A 24,374-nucleotide genomic window follows, 5' to 3' on the forward strand; every position below is an offset into this window, starting at 1 on the left:
GCCTCAGCCGCCCAGTTCGCCGCGGACGATCTTCGCCCCGTCCACCATGGCCTTCAGCTTGCCGAAGGCCACTTCGCGCGGGTGGTATTTCATCCCGCAGTCGGGGGCGATCACCAGCCGCTCGGCGTCCACGTAGGGCAGCGCCTCGCGAATCCGCTCGGCGACGAGCTCCGGCGTCTCGACGGCCGGATCGTTGAGGTCGATCACACCATACATGATCCGCTTGGACGGCAGCTCCGCGAGGATCGCCGGGTCGAGCCTGGGCTGCGCCGCCTCGATGGAGATGATGTCCACGCTGGACCGGTCCAGCTCGGCCAGGAACTCGTAGGCCTTGGGCTTGGCCGCGCCCTGGTGGACGTGGGCGTAGCCGAAGCAGACGTGCAGGGCGGTGATCCCCTTGACCCCGTCCAGCGCCCGCTCGATGGCCTCGATGGCGTAGCCGCGGGCCTGCTCCGGCCGGGCCTGCAGGTAGGGCTCGTCGAGCTGAACCACGTCGACGCCGGCGGCGAACAGGTCGTGGATCTCCTCGTTCACCGCCGCGGCGTAGGCCATCGCCATGGCCGCGTCGTCCGGGTAGTGGTCGTTCTGCGCCTGCTGGGTCATGGTGAAGGGGCCGGGCAGGGTGATCTTCACCCAGCCGCCGGCGCGTTCCTTCAGGAAGCGGGCGTCCTGCGCCTCGATCGGGCCCCGGCGGCGGATCGGGCCGGCCACCCTGGGCACCGGATTGGCCTTGCCCGTCCGGTCGATGGCGGTGCCCGGCTGGTCGATGTCGATGCCGTCCAGGGCGGTCGCCAGCCGGTTGGAATAGCTCTCCCGCCGCATCTCGCCGTCGCCGACGATGTCGATGCCGGCGAGCTTCTGGTCGCTGATCGCCACCAGGGTCGCCGCCTCCTGGGCGTCGGCGAGCATCGGCTCGGGGATACGCCACAGCTCGCGCGCCCGGACCCGGGGCGGCAGGCGGCTCTTCAGCCCCTCGCGGTCGATCAGCCACTCGGGCTGCGGATAGCTCCCCACGATGGTGGTCGGCAGCAGCGGCAGGCCAGCGAGCTTGTCCAACGTCCCCCCTCTCAGGCAATTACTTAGAATTCTATACTTTGCTAGGAGGCGCGCGGAGGAGTGTCAATCGGGGCCGTTCGCTCCCCCACGTTGATCCCCAACGCTTCAGGTGCGAAGGATGCGGCATGGACAAGGCGACCGCGGCGGACTTCTACGCCGACCCGAACAATTCCATCGGCTACCTGAGCCGCATCGCCTTCCGCAGCTTCTCGCGGGCGCTCGAGAAGCGCACCCTCCCCCATGGCGTCACTGCCGGCCAATGGCGCTTCCTGCGGGTCCTGTGGCGCGAGGACGGGCTCACCCAGCGCGAGCTCTCCCGGCGCGTGGGCATGCGTGAGCCCACTACCGTAACTGCCCTGAAAAGCCTTGAGAAAAGCGGCTTCGTCCGGCGCAAGCAGAGCGAGGACGACCGGCGCAAGATCCACGTCTTCCTGACGCCCGCGGCGAAGAAGCTGCAGGCCGTGCTCGCCCCCTGCGTGGCCGAGGTCAACGAGATCGCGCTCAAGGGACTCAGCGCCGAAGAGGTGGCCACCCTGCGCCGCCTCCTGCAGCACGTCGGCCGCAACCTCGCCCCCGAGGTGGACGCCCCGCCGTCCGACGCCTCCGCCTGACCCGTTGGCGGCGCGCCGCCCATCGGATAGATATCTAAGCAATTAGATCAGGAACCGGGAGGGGACGATGGCCGGGGTGAAGCTGCTCGCCTTCGCAGGCAGCACGCGCGAGGGCTCGCTGAACCAGCGCCTCGTGGACGTGGCGTCCGACATCGCCCGCGGCGAGGGCGCCGAGGTGACCTCCGTCCGGCTGCGGGACTTCGACCTGCCGCTCTACGACGGCGACCTGGAGGCCAACGCCTTCCCGCCCGGCGCCGACGAGCTCCGCCGGCTGTTCATCGAGCACGACGGCTTCCTGATCGCCTCCCCGGAGTACAACGGCTCGGTTTCGGGCGTGCTGAAGAACGCCATCGACTGGGCCTCGCGGCCCCGACCGGGCGAGACCTTGGTGGCGCTCCCCGCCTTCCGCGGCAAGGTAGCGGGGATCATGTCGGCCTCGATCGGGCCGTTCGGCGGGCTGCGCGGGCTGCTGGCGCTGCGCCAGATCCTTGGCACCATCCAGACCCTGGTGGCCACCGAACAGGTGCTGGTGCCGCTGGCCGAAAAGGCGTTCGACGGCGCCGAGCTCGTCGAGCCGCTGCCCAAGCAGCTCCTGCCGCTGATGGTGAACCGGGTGATCTTCCTCGCCGACCGGCTGCGGCCCTAGCGGCTACGGCAGGACGATCGAGTCGGCCTCCTGGGTGAGCCGGTCGCAGGTGGCGAAGTCGCGCCGCCGGAACGCCGCGGCGGCGGCCTTCCGCAGCAAAAGGTGAGCAGCGGCCGGGTGGCGGATCCGCAGCTTCGCGGCCCAGAGCTGCGCCAGCTCGTCCTCGACGCGGATCTCCTCGGCCCGGTCCTGGATCATGCGCGCCGCCTCCGGCAGCGCCGGCCAGTCCATCAGGAACTGCAGGCCGCGCTGGAAGTCCTCGTGCGCGGCGGCCCGCTCGAAGGCGCGGCCCTCCGCCTCCACGTCATCGAAGCCGCTCAGCCGACGCGTGAAGGCCTTGGCCCGTTCCGCCGACAAGGTGCGCTCGAACGAGGCCCAGCGCGCCTGCTGCGCAACCTCGCCCTGCCCCGAGCGGTCGAGATACTCGATCCAGGCCGTCTCCCAGTCGTAGTCGGGCTCCGCCGGCCGGCTGCGGGCGCCGGTCCAGCCTCGTCCAGGCTTGGCGGCCGCGGCCTCGAGCACCTGCCCGGCCTCCTCGACGCGGTCCGCCCGCAGGAGGCGCTCGGCCACCTCGGCGGCGACGGAAGGCGTGCGCAGCGCCTCGGCGGTGAATGTCGAGCGATAGGCGTCGGCGTCATCCGCGGCGTCGGCCAGCGCCCGGATGAGCGGCAGCCAGGCCGCCGTCGCGCCCTGCCGCGCGCTCAGGCTCCGCAGCGCGGCCTGAGCCAGATCCGGCGGGGCGCCCTCGAGGACCCGGGGCAGCCAGCCCGCCCAGCCGGCGGGATGGCGCGCCACGGCCGAGGCCAGCGCCTCGGCCGCCGCCGTCGCCTCGGTCTCGCGGAGCAGGGCGCCGACGTCGCTGGCCGCGCGGTCGAACACCGCCGCCATCGAGCCGTCGCGGTCGCGGACCCGCAGGTTCACGCGGGACGCCACGTCGACGAACAGCCACATCCGGGACAAGGCGGCGTCCCGGTCGAGCGGCCCCAGCCGACTGGCGATCAGGTCCCGCAGCGCGTCCAGATCGCGGATGAAGGTCGCCCGCTGGCGCCAGGACACCTTCGACCGGCTGGTTTCCAGCGACCCCAGCCGCTTGTCGATCTCGAGCGCGAGGTGTTCGGCGCCCTGCGCCGCGGCCAGCTCCATCCGCAGGCGCCGCTTCAGCTCCGGCCGGGTGTTCGCCACACCCACGAGGATCTCGGCCAGCCGCTCAGCGCCGAGCCCCGCGAGGTTCTCGGCGGTGACCTTCTTGAGGCTGGCGACGGTGGGACGCTTCACGCCGCTCAGTGCGCGCCCTTGCGGGCGTGCCACAGGTGCAGGGCGCCGGCCGCGACGCCGCCGATCACCAGGCCCACCACCGCGGCGGCGGCCGCGGTGACCAGCCAGCCGGTGATCGCGCCCACGCCGGGAACCGCGGAAGCGCCATGGGCGAGCTGGTCCACGATCCCCGGGATCGGGGTCAGGTGGAACTCGTGCAGGCCGTGCACGATGATCCCGCCGCCCACCCACAGCATGGCCGCCGTGCCGACGGTGGAGAGGAAGGCGAGCGCCGCGGGCATGCCGCGCACCAGGCCCTCTCCGACGCTCTTGGACAGCGTTCCCGGTCGCTTGCACATGTGCAGGCCGATGTCGTCCATCTTCACGATCAGCCCGACCACGCCGTAGACGCCGACGGTGATCAGCAGGCCCACCAGGGCGAGCGAGGCGGCCTGGATCGGGAAGGGTCGGTCCGCCACGGTGGCCAGCGAAATGGCCATGATCTCCCCCGACAGGATGAGGTCGGTGCGGATCGCGCCCTGCACCTTCTCCTTCTCCAGCTGCTCGGAACTGAGGGCCAGCTCGCCGGGATCGTCGCCGACCTCCTCGCCCTTCACGGCCTCGACGATCTTCTCGACCGCCTCGAAGCAGAGGTAGGCGCCGCCGACCATCAGGATCGGCGTCACCGCCCACGGCGCGAAGGCGGCCAGCAGCAGGGCGCCCGGCAGCAGGAAGAGGAACTTGTTCTTCAGCGACCCGAGCGCGATCTTCCAGACGATCGGCAGCTCGCGCTCGGGCGTGAAGCCCATGGCGTAGCCGGGGGTCACGGCCGTGTCGTCCACCACCACCCCGGCCGCCTTGGCGCCCGCCTTGCCCGCGGCGCCGGCCACGTCGTCCAGGGAGGCGGCGGCGAGCTTCGCGATCGCGGCGACGTCGTCGAGCAGGGCGACAAGGCCAGTGGCCATTCAGGGCTCCTCGGTCTCTAGGGGACCCTGCTCGCTAAGGGCTCCGGGCCCGGCGGTAAAGCCTGCTTCTCGGCTCGGGTTCCTAGCTTCCGCGGACCTCGACGCTCTCGCCGGCCATCGCGTCGTCCTCGACGATGCGGATCACCGCCTCGGCGATGGCCTCGGGCGGCAGCGCGGTGTTGGCGGCCAGGATCGGCGCCATCCAGTCGGCCAGCTCGCCGTCGCCCGTGGTCTTCAGGATCGGCGTGTCCACCAGTCCCGGCAGCACCGCGTTGACCCGCACGTTGCAGGCTTCCTTCAGCGGCAGGCACGACTTGGAGAAGGCCAGCACGCCAGCCTTGGTGGCGGTGTAGAGCCAGTCGCGGAAGGAGGTGTGCAGGGCCGCCCCCGACGAGGTGTTGATCACCACGCCCCCGCCGCGGCGCCGCATCTGGCGGACCGCGAACTGGGTCCCGAAGATCACCGCCTTCAGGTTCAGGTCGACGATAGCGTGGATCCGCTCGGCGCTGGTCTCCGGGAAGAGCTCCAGGCCCACCACCATGCCGGCGTTGTTGAAGACGATGTCGAGGCCGCCGCGCGCCTCGGCCTCGGCGAACACCGCCTCCAGCCCCGCGAAGTCGGTGATGTCGAAGGCCCGCACGACGGCCTCGCACCCGAGCGCGTCCAGCCGCGCCGCCGTCTCCCGCGCCCCGGCCTCGTCGCGGTCCAGCAGCCAGACGCGCGCCGCGCCCCGCTCCGCCAGCATCACCGCCGTGGCCCGCCCGATGCCGGAGCCCGCGCCGGTGACCAGGGCGGCCCTGCCCTCGACGTTCATCGCGCCGGCTCCACGGGGAACGGCAGGGCGTATCCCTGCATGCGCTGGCGGATCAGCTTCTTGTCGATCTTGCCGGTCGCGCCGAGCGGGATGTCGTCCACGAACACCACGTCGTCGGGCGTCCACCACCGGGCGATCTTGCCGTCCAGGAATTCCAGGAAGTCGTCCCGCGTGGCGGTCTGGCCGGGCTTCAGCTTGACCAGCAGGATCGGCCGTTCGTCCCACTTCGGGTGCGCCACCCCGATCACGGCGCACAGCTCGGCGGCGGGGTGGCCGATGGCGATGTTCTCCACCTCGATCGAGCTGATCCACTCGCCCCCGGACTTGATCACGTCCTTCGCCCGGTCGGTGATCTGCATGTAGCCGTCCGGGTCGATGGTCGAGACGTCGCCGGTGTCGAAGAAGCCCTCCTCGTCCAGCACCTGGCCGCCCTCGGCCTTGAAGTAGCCGGCCGCGATGGTCGGCCCCTTGATCATCAGCCGGCCGAAGGTCCGCCCGTCGTGCGGCAGGGGATCGCCCGCGTCGTCGGCGAGCTTCAGGTCCAGCCCGCACAGCAGCCGGCCCTGCTTCAGCTTGTAGGGGACCTGCTCCTCGAACGAGAGCTTCGCCACCTCCGCGTCGGGAACCGAGACGGTGGCCAGCGGCGAGGTCTCGGTCATCCCCCAGCCCTGGACCACGTCCACCCCATAGTCGTCGTGGAAGGTGCGGATCAGGCTCTCCGGCGCCGCCGAGCCGCCGATGGTCACCCGCTGCAGGGTGGAGAGCCGGCCGTTGGTCTCCTTCAGGTGGGTCAGCAGCATCTGCCAGACCGTCGGCACGGCGGCCGAATAGGTGACGCCCTCGGTCTCCAGCAGCTCGTGGATCGAGGCGCCGTCCATCCTCTGGCCGGGCAGGACGAGCTTCGCCCCCACGGCCGGCGCCGAGTAGACCACGCCCCAGGCGTTGGCGTGGTACATCGGCACCACCAGCAGCACCGTGTCCCGCGCCGACAGCGCCAGAGCGTCGGCCTGCAGGGTCATCATGCAGTGCAGGTAGTTCGACCGGTGGCCGTAGAGCACGCCCTTCGGGTTGCCCGTCGTGCCCGAGGTGTAGCAGAGCCCCGCCGCCGTCCGCTCGCCGAACCCGCCCCAGGCGCATTCGGCGGAGTGCGGCGCGATCCAGGCGTCGAACGCCTCGTCGAGGTAGATCACCTTCTCCACCGTCGGGCACTGCGGCAGCAGCTGGTCGATCAGCGGCTTGCAGGCGCGATCGGCCAGGATCAGCCGGTCCTCGGCGTGGTTGACGATGTAGACGATCTGCTCGGGGAACAGCCGGGGGTTCAGGGTGTGCAGCACCGCCCCGATGCCGATCGTCCCGTACCAGGCTTCGAAGTGGCGGTAGCCGTTCCAGCCCATGGTCGCCACGCAGTCGCCGCGGGCGATCCCCTCAGCCATCAGCGCATTGGACACCTGCTTGGCGCGCCCGTGCGCCTCGGCGTAGGTCGTGCGGCTGACCCGCCCCTCCGCGTCGCGGCTGACGATCTCGCGCCCGCCGTGCCAGCGGGCGGCGTGGTCGATGATCCGGTCCAGCGTGAGCGGGATGTCCTGCATCAGGTCTTGCATGACGCCACGTCGCCTCTATTGCTTAGATACCGAACTATAAGACCAGGGGGAGAGACGATGGAAGGCTTGAGCGAGCTCCTGGCGAAGGTGGACACCCGGTTCCTGGGCTTCCCCTCGCCGACCGCGCCGCGGATCATGGCCGGCGGGCACCCCTGCCAGGGCATCTACTGGACGCCGAAGGGTCAGAAGCCCAAGGCGGCGTTCATCGCCACCCACTACAACGTGGACTTCTCCGAGCACTACATCGCCCCCTACATCGCCACGCGCGGCTTCGGCTTCCTGGGGTGGAACACCCGCTACCGGGGCTTCGAGGACCAGTTCCTGCTGGAGCACGCCATCCTGGACATCGGGGTGGGCATGCGCTGGCTGCGCGAGCAGGGCGTGGAGACCATCATCATTCTGGGCAACTCCGGCGGCGGCTCGCTGATGGGCGCCTACCAGGGCGAGGCGATCAGCCCGACCATGACCGACCTCCTGCCGGAAGCGGCGCGGGAGGCCTACGCCACCCTGCCCAGGGCCGACCTCTACGTCTCCCTGAACGCCCACCAGGGCCGCCCCGAAGTGCTGACCGATTGGATGGACGCCTCGGTGGTCGACGAGTTCGACCCGGTGCCCACCGACCCCGAGCTCGACCCGTTCAGCGAGGCGAACAAGCCGCCCTATTCCCAGGAATTCATTGCCAAATACCGCGCCGCCCAGAACGCGCGGAACCAGCGCATCACCGACTGGGCCAAGGCCGAGCTGAAGCGGCTCAACGAGGCCGGCATCCCCGACCGGCTGTTCCCGATGTTCCGCTGCTGGGGCGACCTTCGGATGATGGACGGGACCATCGACCCGTCCGACCGGCCGACCCCCATGTGTTACCGCGGCCATCCGGCGGTGGCGAACCGCACGCCCTCCATCGGCCGGGCCAACAACCTCAAGACCTGGCTCTCCATGTGGAGCCTCGAGACCTCGAAGTGCCAGGGCAAGCCGCACCTGCAGAAGTTCGAGCTGCCGGCGCTGGTGGTGCAGGGCATGGCCGACACCGGCGTCTTCCCGCAGGACGCCCGCGACATCCACTCGTTCATCGGCTCGAAGGACAAGACCCTCGAGCTGATCCCGGGCGCCCACTACTTCGAGGACAGCCCGGAGGTCCGCAACACCGCCGCGTCGCTGGTCTGCGACTGGGCCAGGGCCCGGCTCTGACCGGCAAGAATCTGAGGGAGGACGACCGCATGCCCCGCCTGAGACAGGTCCCGCGCGCCGAGGCGCCGCCCAACGTGCTCAAGTACTACGACCGGCTGTTCGGCGAGCGTGACCCGGTGGCCGAGCCCGGCACCGCCACCGGAACGCCCGGCGACTGGTGGACGGTGTTCGCCCTCTCCCCGCCGGTGTTCGACCACGCCACCTCCCACTTCGGGATGTTCGGCATGTTCACCGACAAGAGCGTCTCCAAGCTCGATCCGAAGATCCGCGAGCTGGGCATCCTGCGCGCCGGCTACGTGGCCGGCAGCCAGTTCGTCTTCTCCCAGCACTGCAAGGCCGCCCGCCGCAACGGGCTGGACGAGGCGAAGATCGCGGCGATCCCCGACTGGCAGGTCTCGGACGTCTACAGCAAGGACGAGCGCGCCCTCCTCGCCTACGCCGACTGCCTGGTGCTGGAGCGCGGCCGCACGCCGGACGGGGTGTTCGCGGCGGTGAAGCAGGTCCTCTCCGACGAGGACATCCTGGAGTTCACCTACCATGTGTGCGGCTACGTCACCCACGCGATCATGTGCAAGGCGCTGAAGCTGGAATACGACAACGTCGAGGAGCGCATCCGCGAGGTGCCGGTCCCCGGCGAGGGCGACCTGGTCTCCGACTGGGCCGGCCAGGCCTGGAGCCGTCAGGAGAGCTGACGCCCCTCCGCGTCGAACCGAAGCGGCTCGCCCCAGTCCGCCAGGAGGCCGGGGCGCAGCTGCGCGACCTTGCGCGCGCCGATCCGGCGCTCCAGCTCCTCGACCATCACCCGCATGGCCGCTTGGGCGTCGCGGCGCATGCCCTCGCCCACCGGGGTCAGCTCCACCAGCTTGTTGCGGCGGTTGTCGGGGTCGTCGACCAGTTCCAGCACGCCCTTCTCCACCATCTGGCCGAGGGTGACGTGGATCGCCTGGCGGCTGACGCCGAGCCGCCGGGCGATGTCGGACGGCCGGTGCAGGCCCAGGGCCAGGTTCGCCATCAGCATCGACTGCGGCCGGGTGATCTCCGGCCAGCCGCGGGCCCGCAGATAGTTCTGCAGTCCCTCGTCGAACCAGTAGAAGGCGCTGATCAGCTCCAGGATCAGGTGCGGCGGACCGCTGACGTCGTCGCTCAAGCTCTACCTCAGTCGAGGGCGAAGACGCGGTAGCGCACGCCCTTCGCCGTCCGGTGGCCGTAGCCCACCGCCACGGTCGCGTTCAGCCAGCCGTAGGGGCCGTCGGCCACCTCGAACACCGGCTGGATGCGGAAGTAGTAGCGCGAGGGATCCATCGCCTCGACCTTGGCCGGATCGCGGAAGTCCGGCAACGCCTCGGCCGGGATCACAAGCCGTCCGGAGTAGGTGACATAGACCAGCACCCCGTCGTCCGTGCGCCAGGCCGAGCGCACGTCGATGAGGGTGACGGCGTTCCCCTCCCCGTCCTGCCCGAGCTCCGACCAGTCGCCGCCGCCCGGCAGCACCTCGCCGCACACCCGCGGGCCCCGGAAGGTCCCGCCGGCGATGTAGCTGACCCGCCGGTTCCGCCATGGCGAACGGCCGAGCGGCACGGGCGCGTCGTCCACCAGCGTTATGTCCACCTCGCAGAGCAGCCGCGCCGCGAGCGCTTCCGGTCCCGGATTCGCCATGGTTTCCCCTCCAATTGCTTAGGAGTCTACACATTGGCTTGAAGCTGGAAACCCGCCGGAGCGACAAGAAGCAGCTTGATTCCTTATCAACGTTCAGTTTGGCTTGACGTCGATCAAGGAGGCCCTGCGTGCTTCGCCGAGAGTGGCGGGAACGACAAGGCCCAGGGAGGCAGGACATGAACGCGAGCCCACTCGCCACCACCGCTGCGGCGGCCGAACATTTCGACGTGCTGATCGTGGGCGCCGGCATCTCCGGCGTCGGCGCGGCCTACCACATGACGAAGCAGTGCCCGGGCAAGACCTTCGTGGTGCTGGAGGCTCTGGAGAGCTTCGGCGGCACCTGGCTTACCCACAAGTACCCGGGCATCCGGTCGGACAGCGACCTCTACACCTTCGGCTACCGCTTCAAGCCCTGGGTCGGCCCGCCGATCGCGACGGCGGAGGAGATCCTCAGCTACATGGGCGAGGTGATCGAGGACAACGACCTCGCCTCGCACATCCGCTACCGCCACAAGATCCTCGACGCCAGCTGGTCCAGCGAGGCCAACCTCTGGACCGTCGACGCGGTGCGCGAGGACACCGGCGAGCGCGTGGCCTTCACCACCAACTTCCTGTGGATGTGCCAGGGCTACTACCGCCAGTCGGCCGGCTACACGCCCGAATGGCCCGGCATGGCCGACTTCAAGGGCCGGATCATCCACCCGCAGACCTGGCCCGACGACCCGCAGCTGGAAGGCAAGAAGGTGGTGGTGATCGGCTCGGGCGCGACGGCCGCGACCCTGATCCCCAACATCGCCGACTCCTGCGCCCACGTGACCATGCTGCAGCGCTCGCCGACCTATTTCGTCCCGGGCCGCAACGCCATCGAGCTGGCCGACCAGCTCCGCGAGCTGGACGTCGAGGAGGCGTGGATCCACGAGATCGTCCGCCGCAAGATCCTGCACGACCAGGCCGCCTTCACCCAGCGCAGCTTCCACGAGCCCGAGGTGGTGAAGCAGGAGCTGCTGGCCGGCGTCAGCGCCTTCGTGGGCCCCGAGGTCACCGCCGAGCACTTCACCCCGCGCTACCGGCCCTGGCGCCAGCGCATCGCCTTCGTGCCCGACGGCGACATCTTCCGCGCCGTGGGCGCCGGCAAGGCCTCGGTGGTCACCGACGAGATCGACCGCTTCGTGGAGAACGGCATCCTCCTGAAGTCCGGCAAGGTGCTGGAGGCCGACGTGGTCATCACCGCCACCGGCTTCGACCTGAACGTCCTGGGCGACATCGCCTTCACCGTCGACGGCAAGCCGCTCGATTTCTCCCAGAGCGTCACCTACCGCGGGATGATGTTCACCGGCGTCCCGAACCTCGTCTGGGTGTTCGGCTACTTCCGGGCGAGCTGGACGCTCCGCGCCGACCTGATCGCCGACTTCGTCTGCCGCCTGCTGGGCCACATGGACCGCAAGGGCGCGAAGAAGGTCACCGTGGCGCTGCGGCCTGAGGACAGGGACATGCCGCTCCTGCCGTGGATCGACCCAGAGAACTTCAACCCGGGCTACCTGATGCGCGGCCTTCACCTCCTGCCCCGCCGTGGCGACAAGCCCGAGTGGCAGCACACCCAGGACTACTGGGCGGAGAAGGACGAGCTGCCGGCCATCGACCTGGACGAGGCCTGCTTCGTCTACGAGGGCGCGCCGGCCCGCACGCCCGTCGCCGCGGAATAGGCCTCAGGCGCGCCAGGCCTCCCAGAGGAGCTGGCCGCCGACGAGGATCATGAGCACGTAGATCAGGGTGTAGAACCGCTCGGCCTCCACCCGCCGCACCAGCCAGACGCCTGCGAAGGTGGTGCCGATGGCGAGGGGGGTGAGCGCGGCGGCGGTGAGCAGGTTCTCGCGCGTGAACTGGCCGAGCGCGGCGTAGGCCGGGACCTTCAGCCAGTTGATGGTCGCGAAGAAGATCGCCGTCGTGCCGATCAGCGACGCGGGCGGCAGGTTCTTCGGCAGGACGTACATCTGGAACGGCGGCCCGCCGGCGTGGGCGATCTGGCTGGTGAACCCGGCCGCCACGCCGAACAGCGCGCCCACCCAGCCGGGCGAATTGGCCGGTGCGGCGATCCGCCCGCCGCGGGACGCCCAGAGCCGCTGCGCCGCGAACAGGATCGAGATCGCCCCCAGCACCGCCAGGATCGCCTCGGCGGAGACCTTCGCCGCCAGCAGATAGCCCGCGACGATGCCCACCAGCGCGCCCGGGATCATCGCCAGGAGGATCTTCCGGTCCCAGTCGCGCCGGAACGCCCAGACGCTGACCGCGTCCTGCACGATCAGGATCGGCAGCAGGATCGCGGCGGCCTGCACCGGCGAGATCGCCAGCGCCAGCAGCGGCATGGACATGGCGCCCACGCCGGAGAACCCGCCCTTGGCCAGGCCCATCAGCGCCACGGCCGGGATCGCCAGCAGGTAGAAGACCGGATCGGTGAGCATCGCCCCCGGCCTAGCCGGCGCCGCGCCATGCGGCAACGCCGGGGCCGTTTCCGGGCGCCCAGGCGTTCTGGGGACGGCCGCAGAATTTCGGCGGCGCGGTTTCTCCTACCCCGGCGGTAGAGATGCGCCTGCGCCCCAGCGGCAGGAAGGATCGCCCATGGCTTCGGCCCGCTCGTCCCGGTTCATCGGCAGCTTCGGCTGGCAGGTGCTGGCCGGCATGGTCGTGGGCCTGGCGCTGGGCCTCCTGGCCCGCAGCCTCGGCGCGGACGAGGGCGAGCCCGGCTTCGCCCTTGCCGAGGCCCTGCGCATCACCGGCTCCAGCTTCATCCAGCTCCTGCGCGCCCTGGTGCCGCCCCTGGTGTTCACCGCCATCGTCGCCAGCATCGCGAACCTGCGCGAGCTGCAGAACGCCGCGGGCCTCGTCTGGCGAACCCTGCTGTGGTTCGCGATCACCGCCCTGATCGCCGTTGGCATCGGCATCGCCCTCGGACTTCTGCTGCAGCCCGGCCTGCACGCCGGCGTCGTCGCCGCCGACGCCAAGGCCCCGGCCACCACCGGCGGCTGGCTCGACTTCCTGACCGGCCTGGTCCCGGCCAACTTCCTGGGCCTGACCGCCTCCACCAAGCTCGCGGACGGCTCGGCGACCACGAGCGTCTCGTTCAACGTCCTGCAGATCCTAGTGATCTCCCTGGTCGTGGGCGCGGCGGCCCTGAAGGCGGGCGAGGCCGGGAAGGCGTTCCTGGCCTTCAACGCCTCGGCGCTGGCCGTGGTCCGCAAGGTGCTCTGGTGGGTGATCCGCCTGACCCCCGTCGGCACCGTGGGCCTGCTGGGCACGGCCGTCGCGAAGTACGGCTGGGACGCACTGGGCCAGCTCGGCCAGTTCACCCTCGCCGTCTACATCGGCCTCGGGCTGGTGCTGTTCGTCGTCTACCCGGCGCTGCTCGCCCTCCACGGGTTGAGCCCCGTCCGCTTCTTCCGCGCCGCCTGGCCGGCGATCCAGCTGGGCTTCGTCTCGCGCTCCTCGATCGGCACCCTGCCCGTCACCGAGACGGTGACCGAAACCAGCCTCGGCGTACCGCGGGCCTACGCCGCCTTCGCCGTGCCGCTCGGCGCCACCACCAAGATGGACGGCTGCGCGGCGATCTATCCGGCGATCTCGGCGATCTTCGTGGCCCAGTTCTTCGGCCTGCCGCTGGGGGTCACCGACTACCTGCTGATCGTCTTCGTCTCGGTGATCGGCTCGGCGGCCACCGCCGGCCTGACCGGGGCGACAGTCATGCTGACCCTGACGCTCTCGACGCTCGGCCTGCCGCTGGAGGGCGCGGGCCTGCTGCTCGCCATCGACCCGATCCTCGACATGGGCCGCACGGCCGTGAACGTCGCCGGCCAGGCGCTCGTCCCGACCCTCGTCGCCCGCCGGCAGGGCCTGCTCGACCAGGCGGTGTACGAAGGCCGGCGAGAGCCCGACGACGCCGTCGCCGGGCCCGAGCCGGTGCTCCAGGCCTAGAACCGCGCCGACACGCCCACGAAGTAGCGCCGCCCAAGCACGTCGTAGGTGGACGGATCGGTGTTGGAGTTCGAGTAGCTGGTGAACAGCGGCGGCTCCTTGTCCGTCAGGTTGTTCACGCCCAGCCGGAAGCTCACCTTCTCGTTCAGCGCCCACCAGCCCACGAGGTCGTAGGCGTTGTAGGTCGGCGGGTTCACCGCGGTCGGCGAGAAGACCGGCACGTTGCGGAAGTCGAGCATGGAATCGATGTGCCGCCAGCGGAACGTCACCCGCACCGGCTCCACGCGCCAGGTGAAGGACGCCACCCACTTCCATTCCGGATAGGCCCCGCCGGAGAGGTCGCCGCCGATCGTGCCGGCGTTCTCCAGGTAGGGCGCGCCGGGCCGCGCCTGCTTCTTGAAGGTGTCGAGGTGCGAAAGCACCAGGTTGCTCTCCAGCCGGCCGAGCCGCTCCGGCAGGCCGAAGTCGGCGAGGTCGAAAGCCCAGTCGAGCTGGAAGTCCACGCCCGAGACCTTCCAGGCCGCCAGGTTCACCTGGTTCACCTGGACGTTGGTGATGTTGCCCGAGCCCAGCCGGCTGAACAGGCCGCAGTAGAAATTGTCCGCCGAGAAGCCGGGATTGCTGCCCTCGGTGTTGAAGCAGCCGCCGGTGATGGTGGGAACGCTGAGCGTGCCCACCACGTCCTCGATCTCGATGCGGTACCAGTCCAGCGACATGCGGAACTGACGGACGAACGGCTGGTCGATGGCCGGCGACCAGGCCATGCCGACGGTGACGCTGTCGGAGACCTCTTCCTGCAGGTCGGGGTTGCCGCCGCCCAGGATCTCCACCTGGGTGGACGCCTGCTGGTAGCTGTCGACGATCGCCGCCGGCACGCCCTGTGCGAGGCAGAGCGATCGCACCGCCTGGGCGTTCGGGCCGTTGCGGTAGGAGGAGCGCACGTCGCAGGGGTCGCCCGCGGTCGTGGTCAGGCCGGGCGTGCCGATGCTGGAGAAGCCCAGCGACACCGGCGAGAACAGCTCGGCGATGTTCGGCGCGCGGACCGAGCGTTGGTAGCCGCCGCGCAACAGGACGCTGCGCACCGGCCGGAACAGCACGTCGGCCTTGTAGGCCTCCGTGGTCCCCACTGTGTTGTAGTCGGCCACCCGCGCGCCGAGCGACAGGTCGAGATCCATGCCGCCCTCGCCGCCGTCGAGCAGCGGCACGAGCAGTTCGGCATAGGCCTCCTTCGACTTGATCTTGCCGTTCACCGGCACGGCCGGGTTGAAGCCCACGATGTCGGGCCCCTGCAGCAGCAGGTCGGGGCTGTAGTCGAACTCGTCCTGCCGGTACTGCAGGCCGGCCGCGAACTTCACCTCGCCGGCCCAGATGTCGAACAGGCCGCCGGTCAGGTTGGCCTCGTAGACCTGCTGCTGGATTTCGGTGTCGTTCTCCACCGCGCGGGCGATGTAGCGCGCGCAGCCGGGGCTCACCTGGCCTGCGCCGAAGATGTCGAAGCCGCCGCAGATGGCGACGCCGCCGTCTGGCGCGAAGGTCAGCTCGCGCATGGCCGCCCGGCTGACGTTGCCCGACTGGTCCTCCCGGTGGTCCATCCGGCCGTAGCTGGCGTAGGCGTCCCACTTCCAGTCCCGGAAGCCCAGCTCGCCGCGCAGGCCGCCGACGATCTGCAGGGTCTCGTAGGTGTTCTCGGAGAGCCGCCCGCCCACCTCGCTGAAGGCCCGGCGGGGGAAGAAGGCCGCCGTCGGGTCGCTGCGCGAGGCCAGCAGGGTGCGCAGGTCCGCCGGGATGAAGGGATTGGTCACCGGCACGACGATGTCCGGCCCGGGAGGCGCGCCGTCGGAGGCCGAGGCCGGGCCGAGCTGGCGCGAGACGTCGTAGGTCACATAGCTCGCCGTGCCGTAGGCCTCGATGGTGTCGCTCACCTCGAACCGGCCGTTGGCGAACAGGCTCCAGCGCTCCAGCGGCAGGAACAGGTAGCGGTAGCCCGCGGAGTTGAAGGTGTAGCTGGTGGGCGAGAAGCCCGGCGTCTGCTCCCCGCGGAAGTTGCGCACCGGCGCCGTCGTGAACAGCGTCCCGTCGGCGTTGAAGCCGATGTTCGAGTTGCGGGCCACCGCGCCCGCCGCCACGCCGTACTGGCCGAAGACCGCGTTCAGGGCCGCCTGGCTCGGAAGGTTGCCCGCCCCGCCGGCGTTCGACGCCGGATCGTAGCGGCCCTCGAGGATGGTCGCCGCCCCCGACGGCGCAAGGCCCGTCGTGAGCACCGTGTAGCCCACAGCCGACCAGTCGCGGTCGGCGGCCAGCAGGCCCTCGCGCTTGTCCCAGGTCCCAGCCAGCGCGATGTGGCCCCGCCCCTCGGCGAACTCGCGGCCATAGCCCACGGACACCGTCCCCTGCTCGGCGTCGGAGCGATCGGTCATGCCGTACTGGGCGTCGACCTGCAGGCCCTCGAAGTTCCGCTTCAGGCGGAAGTTCACCACGCCGGCCACGGCGTCGGAGCCGTACACCGCCGAGGCGCCGCCGGTGATCGTCTCGACGTTCTCCACCAGGAAGGTGGGGATGGTGTTGAGGTCGACGACGTTGTTCGGGTTGCCAGCGACCACGCGGCGGCCGTCGATCAGCACCAGGGTGCGCGTGGGTCCGAGGCCCCGCAGGTTGGCGTAGGCCTGGCCGGGCGTGGTGACGAAGTTGGTGGAGTTGGTGCCCGCGCCGTTCGACGGCGTGAACTGCGGCAGCTGATTCAGGGTGTTCTCCACCGTCACCGAACCCACGGCGGCGATCTGGTCGGAGTTCACCGTGACGATCGGGCTCTCGGAGACATAGTCCTGGCGCGCGATCCTGCTGCCGGTGACCACCACCTCGCCGACCTCGGATTCCTGGGCGGCGGCCGGCGCGGCCTGCACGGCGAGGAGCCCCGCGAGCGCGGTGGCGGACAGCAGGCTGGCGCGAAGTCTCGACATCTTGGGTGCTCCCCCTGGTCGCCGCCTCTGCGGGGCGGCGGACGTGAATCACATCCACCCACTATGCTGAGTTGCGCAGGCGGACGCGAGCGCTGTGCGCGGGAGCCGGAAGAAGGACCCAGGGAGCCTGCGCTCCCTGGGCCATGCGGCGGCCAGAAAGGGAAGGAAGGGCCGCCAGTCCGGATTGACGCGAGGCCGTCCCGTCAGGCCGCGTCGTAGATCTCGACCACCGTCTTGCCCCCCAGCAGCGGGGCCATGCGCGGGCGGTTCGCCTGCATGTGCGGCGCGGCGCGATGGGCCTCCAGCGCCGCCTCGTCGTCGTAGATCTCCATGACGATGTAGCCGCCCGGCTCCGCCCGGTCCCGGAACAGCCGGTAGAGCCGGTTGGCCGGTTCGTTGGCGCGCACCTGCTCCGCCTGCTCGGCGAACAGCGCCTCGAAGGCCTGCTCCTGGCCCGGCGCGATCTTCACGCGCGCGATCACTCCGATGGTCATCGAACTCTCCGTCTCAAGAAGGGGGTCAGCGCGCCGGACCGGCCGGCTCGGGGATCTCCACCACCCGCTCGGGCACGTCGTCGTACTCGAGGCGGAGCGCCTTCGTGGCCGTGGCGTGCAGCTGGTACATGTTGACCACGTAGGTGAGCATCAGGATCTGGTCGTCGGGCAGGCCCGCCCGGAGCCGGCCGAACACCTCGTCGTGGACCCGACCGCCCTCGAGGATCATCCCGTCGACATAGGCCAGCACGGCCCGCTCCAGCGGCGTGAACACCTCGGCCACGGTCCAGTACGGGATGGCCTGGATCTTGGCCTCCGGAACGCCGGCCCGCCGCGCCGCCTTGCAGTGCTGGGAGAAGACGAACTGGCTGGCCCTGGCATAGCCGGTGCGCACGATGGCCAGCTCGCGAAGCTGGGCGTCCAGCGGCGCGTCGCGCATCGGATAGGCGCTGAAGGCCTTCAGGATCCCCGGCACATTGGCCCAGACCGTCCACCAGTCGCCGGGCGTGCCCGTGGCGGTGCCGGGCTCCGCGACCGGGTCCCGGTCGCCGAACATCTGCTCGTAGAACGGCAGGACCTCGGGCGGGGCCTCCGCGCGGGAGACTTGCTTCAGTCGCGGCATCGTCGGGCTCCGGAAAGGGTCACGGCCGCCCTCACGCGCCCGCCGGCGCGGCGTAGAGCTGGGCGGCCCGCGCCAGGCTGTCGCGGAAGCCCGCGCGGCCGAGCGCCAGGATGGTCACCACGATGGGCGTGATCACCGCGCTGGCGGTGGCCAGCGACAGGCCCACCGCCATCTCGTCGCGGTAGACGTAGTCGGTGAGCAGGGCGACCACCGTCGGCCCCGACGCCACGCCCAGGACGTTGGCGATGAAGTAGTAGAGGGCCACGAGCTGCCCGCGCAGCTGGTTCGGCGCCACCGCCTGCAGGGCAGTGATGATCAGCGACACCGGGAAGCTCGACAGGAAGGTCGAGCAGAAGATCAGCGCCAGCGACAGCTCGGCGGTCGGGGCGAACATGGCCGAGATGAAGAACACCGCCGTGGCCGAGAGCGAGATCATCGGCAGGACGAAGTAGGCGTCGGCGACGCCCTTCGATTCCATCCACTCGGCGATCCGGCCGCCCGCCAGCACGCCCGCGCAGCCCATCACCGCCAGGATCGCGCCATAGACATAGCCGATGTCCTGCGGGGCCCAGCCGTGGACCCGGATGAAGAAGGTCGGCGCCCAGGCCACCGTCCCGAAGCCCAGCATCGAGCTGATCGAGAAGGCCGTGAAATGGGCCAGGAACATCCGCCGGTTCGCGCCCAGGAAGCCAAGGAGCTGGGAGCGGTCGGCCTTGCCGCCGGGGGCCGGCGCCTTCGCCACGCCCCGCCGCGCCGGCTCGCGCACGAAGGACATCGGGATCAGCACCAGGAGCCCGCCCAGGCCCACGATCAGGAAGGTCATCTGCCAGGGCCGCAGCGGCCCGACGAACGGGACCTCCAGCGGCGGCAGGCCCGAGACGATCTGGATCGCGAAGCCGCCGACCACCAGGGCCAGGCCCGCGCCCACGTACTGGGAGCCGGTGTAGAAGCTGATCGCCCGCGCCAGCCGCTCGCGCGGGAAGTAGTCGCTGATGGTGGAGAGCGCCGAAGGCCCGAGCGAGGCCTCCCCCACCCCCACCGAGATCCGCGCCAGGAACAGCTGGGTGAAGTTCTGCGCCAGCCCGCAGGCGGTGGTCGCCAGGCCCCAGAACACCGCCCCGGCCATGATGATCCGCTTGCGGTTGGAGCGGTCCGCCAACCGGCCGAACAGCAGACCGAAGAGCACGTAGAAGATCACGAAGGCCGCGCCGGCCAGCAGGCTCACCTGGGTGTCCGTGAGCTGGAAGTCGCGTTTGATCGGCGTGAACAGCAGGGTGAGGATCTGCCGCTCCACGTAGGAGACCATGTTGACGAGCGACAGCGCCCCCACCACGAACCAGGCGTAGGCCCGGTTCGGAAAGGGCGCAGGCGCCGCCAGGCCCACCGGAGGGGCCGCCGCTTCGGACGTGCTCATGAGGGTTCCGTCAGGCGGGCGCGCGGGACTTGCGCGGCACGCGCTCGCCCTGGGCGTTCAAGGGATCGTGGCGGATGTCCTGGGGGCCGTAGGCCCTGGTCAGCGCCGCCAGTTCCATGTGGATGCCGTTGGGATCCCGGAAGTACATGGACCGGATCCAGGTCTTGTCGGACACCACCTCCGAGGAGTGGTTCTCCCCGTCGTCGTGGTTGAGGACCCGCAGCGCCACACCCTTCTTCCGCAGCCGCTCGGCGTACTCGTCGAACTTCTCGAGCGGGATCGACACGGCCAGGTGGTTCATGGACGCGTGCGCCGTCTGCGAGCCCACCTTCTGGTAGTCCGGGTGCATGGAGGCGATCCCGGGCGCGTAGGCCGGCGCGTTGGGGAACCAGAAGAAGGCGATGGTGTCGCCGCCCCCGCAGTCGAAGAAGAAGTGCTGGCCCCGCCCGTTGGGCAGATCGATCGTCTTCACGAGCGGCATCTCCAGGACGTTCTCGTAGAAGTCGACCGTCTCAGCCATGTCGCGGCAGACCAGGGCCACGTGGTTCACGCCGCAGTAGCGCATCGGGTCTTCGGCCATTGTCGTCCTCCTTGGCGCGCCGGATCGCGCCTACTCGCCCAGGACCATCCGGAGCTCGACGCCGTAGGTCCGGGGCTCGGCGAAATAGAGCTGGGTGAGCACGCCGGCGGTGGGCACCACCGACAGCCGGTGGGCCACGTCGCCCAGGTTCTTGCCCCAGAGCGTCGCCTGCCAGCGCCCCGAGGGCGCCTCGTAGGTCAGGCTGGCGTCCCAGACGTGGTAGGCTTTCTGGAAGCCCTGCGGGGCGTTCAAGGTGTCGGTGAAGTGGGCGTCCTCGTAGGACCAGGCCACGAACGGCGAGATGCGCCCGCCGCCCGCCAGCTCGATGTCGTAGGTCGCGTCGATCCGGCTGGTCCAGTCGGGCACCCGGGTCGGCTCCAGATAGCAGGGGCCCTTCTGCGAGCGGTCGATGGTCCCGCCGCAGGGATTGGTGGCGCTGGCGGGCCGGCCGGTGAGGTTGGCCACGAAGCTGGTGTACTCGGCGTCGAGATAGCCCACCGAAGCGTTGAGCGTCAGGTTCGGAACCGGCAGCACCGTGAGCTCGACCTCGACCCCGCGCGCCCGCTCGTCGGCGTTGTTGGCCACCACCTGCTCCTCGCCCGTGCCGCTCGCGGCGGGGCGGAAGATCGACACCTGCAGGTCCTCGTACTTGTTCCAGAAGGCGGCGAGGTTCAGCCGCAGCCGGCGGTCCCACCAGTCGGACTTCAGCCCGATCTCCCAGGCCTTGGCCTTCTCGGGATCGAAGGGACCGATCGCGGAAGCCGTGGCCGCGCGGGAGTTGAAGCCGCCGCTCTTGAAGCCCGTCGAATAGCTTCCGTAGAGCATGGCGTCGTCATTGATCTGGTAGTTGGCGCCAAGGTGGTAGGTGAAGTCCGACCACTCCTCCGCAGCGCGCAGCGGCGGCCGCGGAAACTGCGCGACGGGCACCTGCAGGAAGCGCGTGAATTCCTTCTCCTGCCAGGTGTAGCGGCCGCCGGCGGTCAGGGTCAGCTGCTCGGTGAGGCTGAAGTCGAACTGGGCGAAGCCGGCTGCCGTCTTGTCCTTCTGCTCGGCCCCCTCCTCGGTCACCGAAGCCAGGAAGAAGATCTGCGTCGTGTCCCAGTCGGTATGCCCGGCGTACCCCCCGGCCACCCACTGGAGGGGACCGTCCGTGGCGGACTCGATCCGCACCTCCTGCGACAGCTGCTTGTGCCGCTTGGTGGCCAGGGTCTCGAAGAACGCCAGGTCCGTGACGTCGAAGTCGCTGTAGGAGAGGTTGGAGCTGCGCACGATCCCGCTGATCGAGACGATGCGGTAGCCCTGCCCCTCGTAGGTGGCGTTGAGGGTCCCGGCCCAGGTGTCCTGGTAGTCGCCGCTCGGGAAGTTGCGCATGGCCACGAACGGGTCGGTCGGCCCGCCGGGGAAGCCGAACCCCGGGCGGCCGGCCCGGGACAGGGCGTCGGTCGGGAACGAGGCGTTCACCCCGCCCACGGAGTCGCTGCGGTCCTTCACATAGGCCGCGCTCAGGTTGAGGGTCAGCTCGTCGGTCGGACGCCACTTCACCGCGCCGCGGACCGCCTTGACGTCGTCGCCAGCCAGCCACTCCTCCGAGGGGTTCAGGCCGTTCGGCGCCCGGTAGAGGTTGTGCATGTAGCCGTCGGAATACTGGCTGGTGGCCGAGATGCGGAACGACAGCCGGTCGTTCACCGGCAGGTCGGCGGCCATGGAGGCGTCCACGCGCCCGAAATTGCCGACCCGGGCCAGGGCGCTGAAGGTGTAGTGGTCGGCCGGCTGTTTGGTGGTGATGTTGACCACGCCGCCGGTGGTGTTCTTGCCGAACAGGGTGCCCTGCGGCCCGCGCAGCAGCTCCACCTGCTGGATGTCGAAGGTGCTCTGCAGCGCGCCGATGTTGCGGGTGTAGAACACCCCGTCCACGGCGATGCCGACGCTGGGGTCGATGGCCTGGTCGACGCCCTGGTAGCCGATGCCCCGGGAGTAGGCGACCGAGGCGTTGCGGTGGATCGCGCCCACGCCCTCGATTGTGAAGTTCGGGGCCGCCCGGGTGAAATCGGAGAGGTCCTGGACGACCATCTTCTCGATCTGGGCTCCGGTGATCGCGGTCACCGCGACCGGCGTCTCCTGCAGCGACTCCGCCCGCATCCGGGCGGTGACCACGACCTCCTCGATCTCGCTGCCGGGCGCCGGCGTCTGCGCCTGGGCTGCGCCCGGGATCGCGGTCGCGCCGACCAGCGCGGCCAGGGAAGCAGTGCTGAGCAAACCCCTGATGTTCATCGGTCCATTCCCCCCTGCGGACCGGGTGTCCCGGTCCTTATCTCGTTGGGGAGGATGCTAGGCGGACGCCCTCGCGGCGGCCAAAGCAGAAAAATTTGGATTCTAAGCAAATTGGATTTGTCGTAGCTCTTTGCTCATGAGCCACGTCGAGCTTCGGGTCCGCTCATGAGGCGTCTGCCGCCCCTCACCGCGTTGCGCGCCTTCGAGGCCGTGGGCCGGCTGGGCAACGTCCGGGAGGCCGCCGACGAGCTCAACGTCACCCCTGCGGCCGTCAGCCATCAGATCCGGGCGCTGGAGGATCACCTGGGCGTGGAGCTCTTCGCCCGCACCGCCCGCGTCCTGCAGCTCACCCGTCGGGGCGCGGAGTTCCTGAGCTCGGTGACCGCGGCCTTCGACCTGTTGCACGAGGGCGCCGACCGGCTGAACCACGAGTGCGGCCGTGAGCGGCTGGTGGTGAACAGCCTGCCCTCGTTCGCCTCCAACTTCCTGGTGCCGCGGCTCTCCCAGTTCCACGCCGACCACCCGCAGATCGAAATCGAGGTGAACACCGCCGGCAAGTTCGGCGAGCCGCTGGACCTGCGCCACCTCGGCGCCGACGTGGCCATCCGCGGCGGGCTGCACGAGGGCGCGTGGCCCGGCATGGCCGCCGAGCGGCTGGTGCCCGAGGTGATGTTCCCGGTCTGCGCCCCCTCGCTGCTGCGGGGACCGCACGCGATCCGCACGCCTGAGGACCTCGCCGGCCAGACCCTGATCACCGTCTCACGCACCCCGGAGGGCTGGCCCGAATGGCTGCAGGCCGCCACCGCGGCCGGCTGGGACCTGCATGAGGTGGACGCCCGCCACGGCCCGCGGTTCGATACGGTCCAGCTCGCACTGACGGCCGCAGTCGAGGGCATGGGCGTAGCGATCGGCCGCCGGCCGCTGGTTGACGACTACTTGGAGTCCGGCCTGCTCGTGGCGCCCTTCTCCATCGAGGTGACCAGCCGCATCGCCTATTGGCTGGTCTACCCGCCGGGCGCCGCGCGGATGGACCGGCTGCAGGCCTTCCGCGCCTGGCTGCGGGCCGAACTCAGGCTGCCTGCCGAACCACTCCCCGCCTGAGGCCGCCAAATTGTTTTCAGGCGCCCGGCAAATCTTTTTGCCTGGAGCTTCCGCCGGGTCGTCCGCTACCGATCGGCAAGGTCAGGCGAGGCCCCGGCAGAGGGCGGCGGCCGCGGGGCAGGAGGACGGACGTGGCCGCCAAGACGTTGACGAAGACATCGATCACGGCCGAGGCGGCCGAGCAGCTGCTGCGCGCCGGCGAGGCCAAGGCCCGCGAAATGGGCATCCCCATGGTGCTCGCCGTGGTCGACGAGTCCGGCGTGCTGAAAGCCTTCTCGCGCATGGACGGCGCGGCCCTGCTCAGCGTCCAGATCGCCCAGGACAAGGCCTACACGGCGGTCTCTTTCGGCATCCCGACCCACGGCTGGTTCGACTTCATCAAGGACGACCCGCCCCTGCTGCACGGCATCGTCAACACGCCCCGCCTCGTGGTGTTCGGCGGCGGCTACCCGGTGCAGGTGGACGGCGCGGTGGTTGGCGGCCTCGGCGTCAGCGGCGGCCACTATGACCAGGACATGCAGGTGGCGGAGGCGGCGCTGGCGGCGCTGGGCTGACCCGACCTGAGGTTGCTTGCGCCGCACGCCGTATGCCGCAGACTGCGCGGGCGCGGGCGGAGGTGAGCATGCGGCCGGCCAATCCGAAGTTCGACCTGAGGGGCGTCAACCACGTGGCCCTGGTGGCCCGGGACATGGCCGCCACGGTTCGCTTCTACCGCGACGTCCTCGGCATGCCGCTGGTCAAGACGCTCGAGCTGCCCGGCGGCAAGGGCCAGCACTTCTTCTTCGACGTGGGCGGCGGCTCCACCATCGCCTTCTTCTGGTTCCCCGAAGCGCCGGAGGCCCAGCCGGGCGTCGTGCAGGCGCCGCGCGGCGGCGGCGTCTCGGCCCACGGCTCGATGAACCACCTGGCGATCAACGTCGCGCCCGAGGACCTGGACATCTACCGCCAGCGACTGCGCGAGGGCGGCGTGGAGGTGACCGAGGTCGTGGAGCACCGCGACGCCGAGCCCCTCCCCGGAGAGGACCCGGTCTTCATCCGCTCGATCTACTTCCATGACCCGGACGGAATCCGCCTCGAGTTCGCCGCCTGGACGCGAGCCCTGACGCCGGCGGACGTGCGCCTGGCGCCGGCGAATAGCTGAGCGAAGGGGCGGCCGGGACGAACCCGACCGCCCGGAA

Annotated in this window: 23 protein-coding genes; 9 read left to right on the top strand and 14 right to left on the bottom strand. The window is 70.2% G+C overall.

Translation table 11 applies throughout. From position 1 onward, the window contains the following. Positions 1–3 precede the first annotated feature (3 nt). Positions 4–1,056, bottom strand: a complete 1,053-nt coding sequence (locus VM685_RS17430; RefSeq protein WP_325461451.1) for a hypothetical protein — start codon at positions 1,054–1,056, stop codon at positions 4–6. Between the two features lie 125 nt (positions 1,057–1,181). Between VM685_RS17430 and VM685_RS17435 the strand changes: the two genes are divergently transcribed. Both VM685_RS17435 and VM685_RS17440 read left to right on the top strand, forming a co-directional pair. Continuing rightward, on the top strand, positions 1,182–1,667 hold the full coding sequence (locus VM685_RS17435; protein ID WP_325461452.1) for a MarR family transcriptional regulator: 486 nt from the start codon (positions 1,182–1,184) through the stop codon (positions 1,665–1,667). A gap of 67 nt (positions 1,668–1,734) precedes the next feature. Further along, positions 1,735–2,313, top strand: a complete 579-nt coding sequence (locus VM685_RS17440; RefSeq protein WP_325461453.1) for an NAD(P)H-dependent oxidoreductase — start codon at positions 1,735–1,737, stop codon at positions 2,311–2,313. 3 nt (positions 2,314–2,316) lie between these two features. Here VM685_RS17440 and VM685_RS17445 read toward each other — a convergent pair whose 3' ends face one another. The 4 genes from VM685_RS17445 to VM685_RS17460 all read right to left on the bottom strand — a co-directional run bounded on the left by VM685_RS17445 (position 2,317) and on the right by VM685_RS17460 (position 6,947). After that, the gene (locus VM685_RS17445) at positions 2,317–3,588 is read right to left on the bottom strand and encodes a DUF6880 family protein (protein WP_325461454.1); all 1,272 of its coding nucleotides are present in this window, start codon (positions 3,586–3,588) and stop codon (positions 2,317–2,319) included. 5 nt (positions 3,589–3,593) lie between these two features. Further along, complete coding sequence (locus VM685_RS17450) at positions 3,594–4,532, bottom strand: DUF808 domain-containing protein (protein ID WP_325461455.1); 939 nt, start codon at positions 4,530–4,532, stop codon at positions 3,594–3,596. An 82-nt stretch (positions 4,533–4,614) separates the two neighbouring features. After that, positions 4,615–5,346 carry an SDR family NAD(P)-dependent oxidoreductase gene (locus VM685_RS17455; protein WP_325461456.1) on the bottom strand — a complete coding sequence of 244 codons (732 nt, stop codon included), beginning with the start codon at positions 5,344–5,346 and terminating at the stop codon, positions 4,615–4,617. Further along, the gene (locus tag VM685_RS17460) at positions 5,343–6,947 is read right to left on the bottom strand and encodes a long-chain-fatty-acid--CoA ligase (RefSeq protein ID WP_325461457.1); all 1,605 of its coding nucleotides are present in this window, start codon (positions 6,945–6,947) and stop codon (positions 5,343–5,345) included. The genes VM685_RS17455 and VM685_RS17460 overlap by 4 nt, the downstream gene beginning before the upstream one ends. Before the next feature lie 57 nt (positions 6,948–7,004). Here VM685_RS17460 and VM685_RS17465 point away from each other — a divergent pair, with 57 nt between their 5' ends. Together VM685_RS17465 and VM685_RS17470 are read left to right on the top strand one after the other, a co-directional pair. Next, positions 7,005–8,135 (top strand): hypothetical protein, encoded by a 1,131-nt coding sequence (locus VM685_RS17465; RefSeq protein ID WP_325461458.1) that lies wholly within the window; start codon positions 7,005–7,007, stop codon positions 8,133–8,135. Positions 8,136–8,164: 29 nt separating this feature from the next. After that, positions 8,165–8,827 (top strand): carboxymuconolactone decarboxylase family protein, encoded by a 663-nt coding sequence (locus VM685_RS17470; protein WP_325461459.1) that lies wholly within the window; start codon positions 8,165–8,167, stop codon positions 8,825–8,827. Here VM685_RS17470 and VM685_RS17475 read toward each other — a convergent pair. Further along, on the bottom strand, positions 8,815–9,282 hold the full coding sequence (locus tag VM685_RS17475; protein ID WP_325461460.1) for a MarR family winged helix-turn-helix transcriptional regulator: 468 nt from the start codon (positions 9,280–9,282) through the stop codon (positions 8,815–8,817). The two genes, VM685_RS17470 and VM685_RS17475, sit on opposite strands and share 13 nt — an antisense overlap. A gap of 8 nt (positions 9,283–9,290) precedes the next feature. Then, on the bottom strand, positions 9,291–9,791 hold the full coding sequence (locus tag VM685_RS17480) for a DUF3237 domain-containing protein (protein WP_325461461.1): 501 nt from the start codon (positions 9,789–9,791) through the stop codon (positions 9,291–9,293). Positions 9,792–9,967: 176 nt separating this feature from the next. Here VM685_RS17480 and VM685_RS17485 point away from each other — a divergent pair, with 176 nt between their 5' ends. Further along, the gene (locus VM685_RS17485) at positions 9,968–11,494 is read left to right on the top strand and encodes an NAD(P)/FAD-dependent oxidoreductase (RefSeq protein ID WP_325461462.1); all 1,527 of its coding nucleotides are present in this window, start codon (positions 9,968–9,970) and stop codon (positions 11,492–11,494) included. 3 nt (positions 11,495–11,497) lie between these two features. Here VM685_RS17485 and VM685_RS17490 read toward each other — a convergent pair whose 3' ends face one another. Next, a complete protein-coding gene (locus tag VM685_RS17490; RefSeq protein ID WP_325461463.1) occupies positions 11,498–12,250 on the bottom strand; it encodes a sulfite exporter TauE/SafE family protein in 753 nt (250 codons plus the stop codon). A 157-nt stretch (positions 12,251–12,407) separates the two neighbouring features. On the opposite strand from VM685_RS17490, the gene VM685_RS17495 reads away from it, so the two are divergent. Then, complete coding sequence (locus VM685_RS17495) at positions 12,408–13,757, top strand: dicarboxylate/amino acid:cation symporter (RefSeq protein WP_325461464.1); 1,350 nt, start codon at positions 12,408–12,410, stop codon at positions 13,755–13,757. On the opposite strand, the gene VM685_RS17500 is transcribed toward VM685_RS17495, so the two are convergent. From VM685_RS17500 to VM685_RS17525, 6 genes are all read right to left on the bottom strand, one after another. Beyond that, complete coding sequence (locus VM685_RS17500) at positions 13,754–16,714, bottom strand: TonB-dependent receptor plug domain-containing protein (RefSeq protein ID WP_325461465.1); 2,961 nt, start codon at positions 16,712–16,714, stop codon at positions 13,754–13,756. The two genes, VM685_RS17495 and VM685_RS17500, sit on opposite strands and share 4 nt — an antisense overlap. 203 nt (positions 16,715–16,917) lie before the next feature. Next, positions 16,918–17,208, bottom strand: a complete 291-nt coding sequence (locus VM685_RS17505; RefSeq protein ID WP_325461466.1) for a putative quinol monooxygenase — start codon at positions 17,206–17,208, stop codon at positions 16,918–16,920. Between the two features lie 25 nt (positions 17,209–17,233). Further along, entirely contained in the window at positions 17,234–17,830 is a 597-nt protein-coding gene (locus VM685_RS17510; protein WP_325461467.1) for a carboxymuconolactone decarboxylase family protein, read from the bottom strand. Between the two features lie 31 nt (positions 17,831–17,861). Beyond that, the gene (locus tag VM685_RS17515) at positions 17,862–19,244 is read right to left on the bottom strand and encodes an MFS transporter (protein ID WP_325461468.1); all 1,383 of its coding nucleotides are present in this window, start codon (positions 19,242–19,244) and stop codon (positions 17,862–17,864) included. A gap of 10 nt (positions 19,245–19,254) precedes the next feature. After that, positions 19,255–19,824, bottom strand: coding sequence for a VOC family protein (locus VM685_RS17520; protein ID WP_325461469.1), 570 nt, complete (start codon positions 19,822–19,824; stop codon positions 19,255–19,257). Positions 19,825–19,854: 30 nt separating this feature from the next. After that, complete coding sequence (locus tag VM685_RS17525) at positions 19,855–22,080, bottom strand: TonB-dependent receptor (protein WP_325461470.1); 2,226 nt, start codon at positions 22,078–22,080, stop codon at positions 19,855–19,857. A gap of 180 nt (positions 22,081–22,260) precedes the next feature. On the opposite strand from VM685_RS17525, the gene gcvA reads away from it, so the two are divergent. From gcvA to VM685_RS17540, 3 genes are all read left to right on the top strand, one after another. Beyond that, positions 22,261–23,196, top strand: coding sequence for a transcriptional regulator GcvA (gene gcvA / locus VM685_RS17530; protein WP_325461471.1), 936 nt, complete (start codon positions 22,261–22,263; stop codon positions 23,194–23,196). Between the two features lie 131 nt (positions 23,197–23,327). Continuing rightward, the gene (locus tag VM685_RS17535; RefSeq protein WP_325461472.1) at positions 23,328–23,750 is read left to right on the top strand and encodes a GlcG/HbpS family heme-binding protein; all 423 of its coding nucleotides are present in this window, start codon (positions 23,328–23,330) and stop codon (positions 23,748–23,750) included. 68 nt (positions 23,751–23,818) lie between these two features. Next, positions 23,819–24,337 carry a VOC family protein gene (locus VM685_RS17540; RefSeq protein WP_325461473.1) on the top strand — a complete coding sequence of 173 codons (519 nt, stop codon included), beginning with the start codon at positions 23,819–23,821 and terminating at the stop codon, positions 24,335–24,337. The last annotated feature ends 37 nt before the right edge of the window (positions 24,338–24,374 follow it).

The organism is Phenylobacterium sp. (genome assembly GCF_035539035.1).
In the GTDB taxonomy this organism is placed as follows: domain Bacteria; phylum Pseudomonadota; class Alphaproteobacteria; order Caulobacterales; family Caulobacteraceae; genus Phenylobacterium.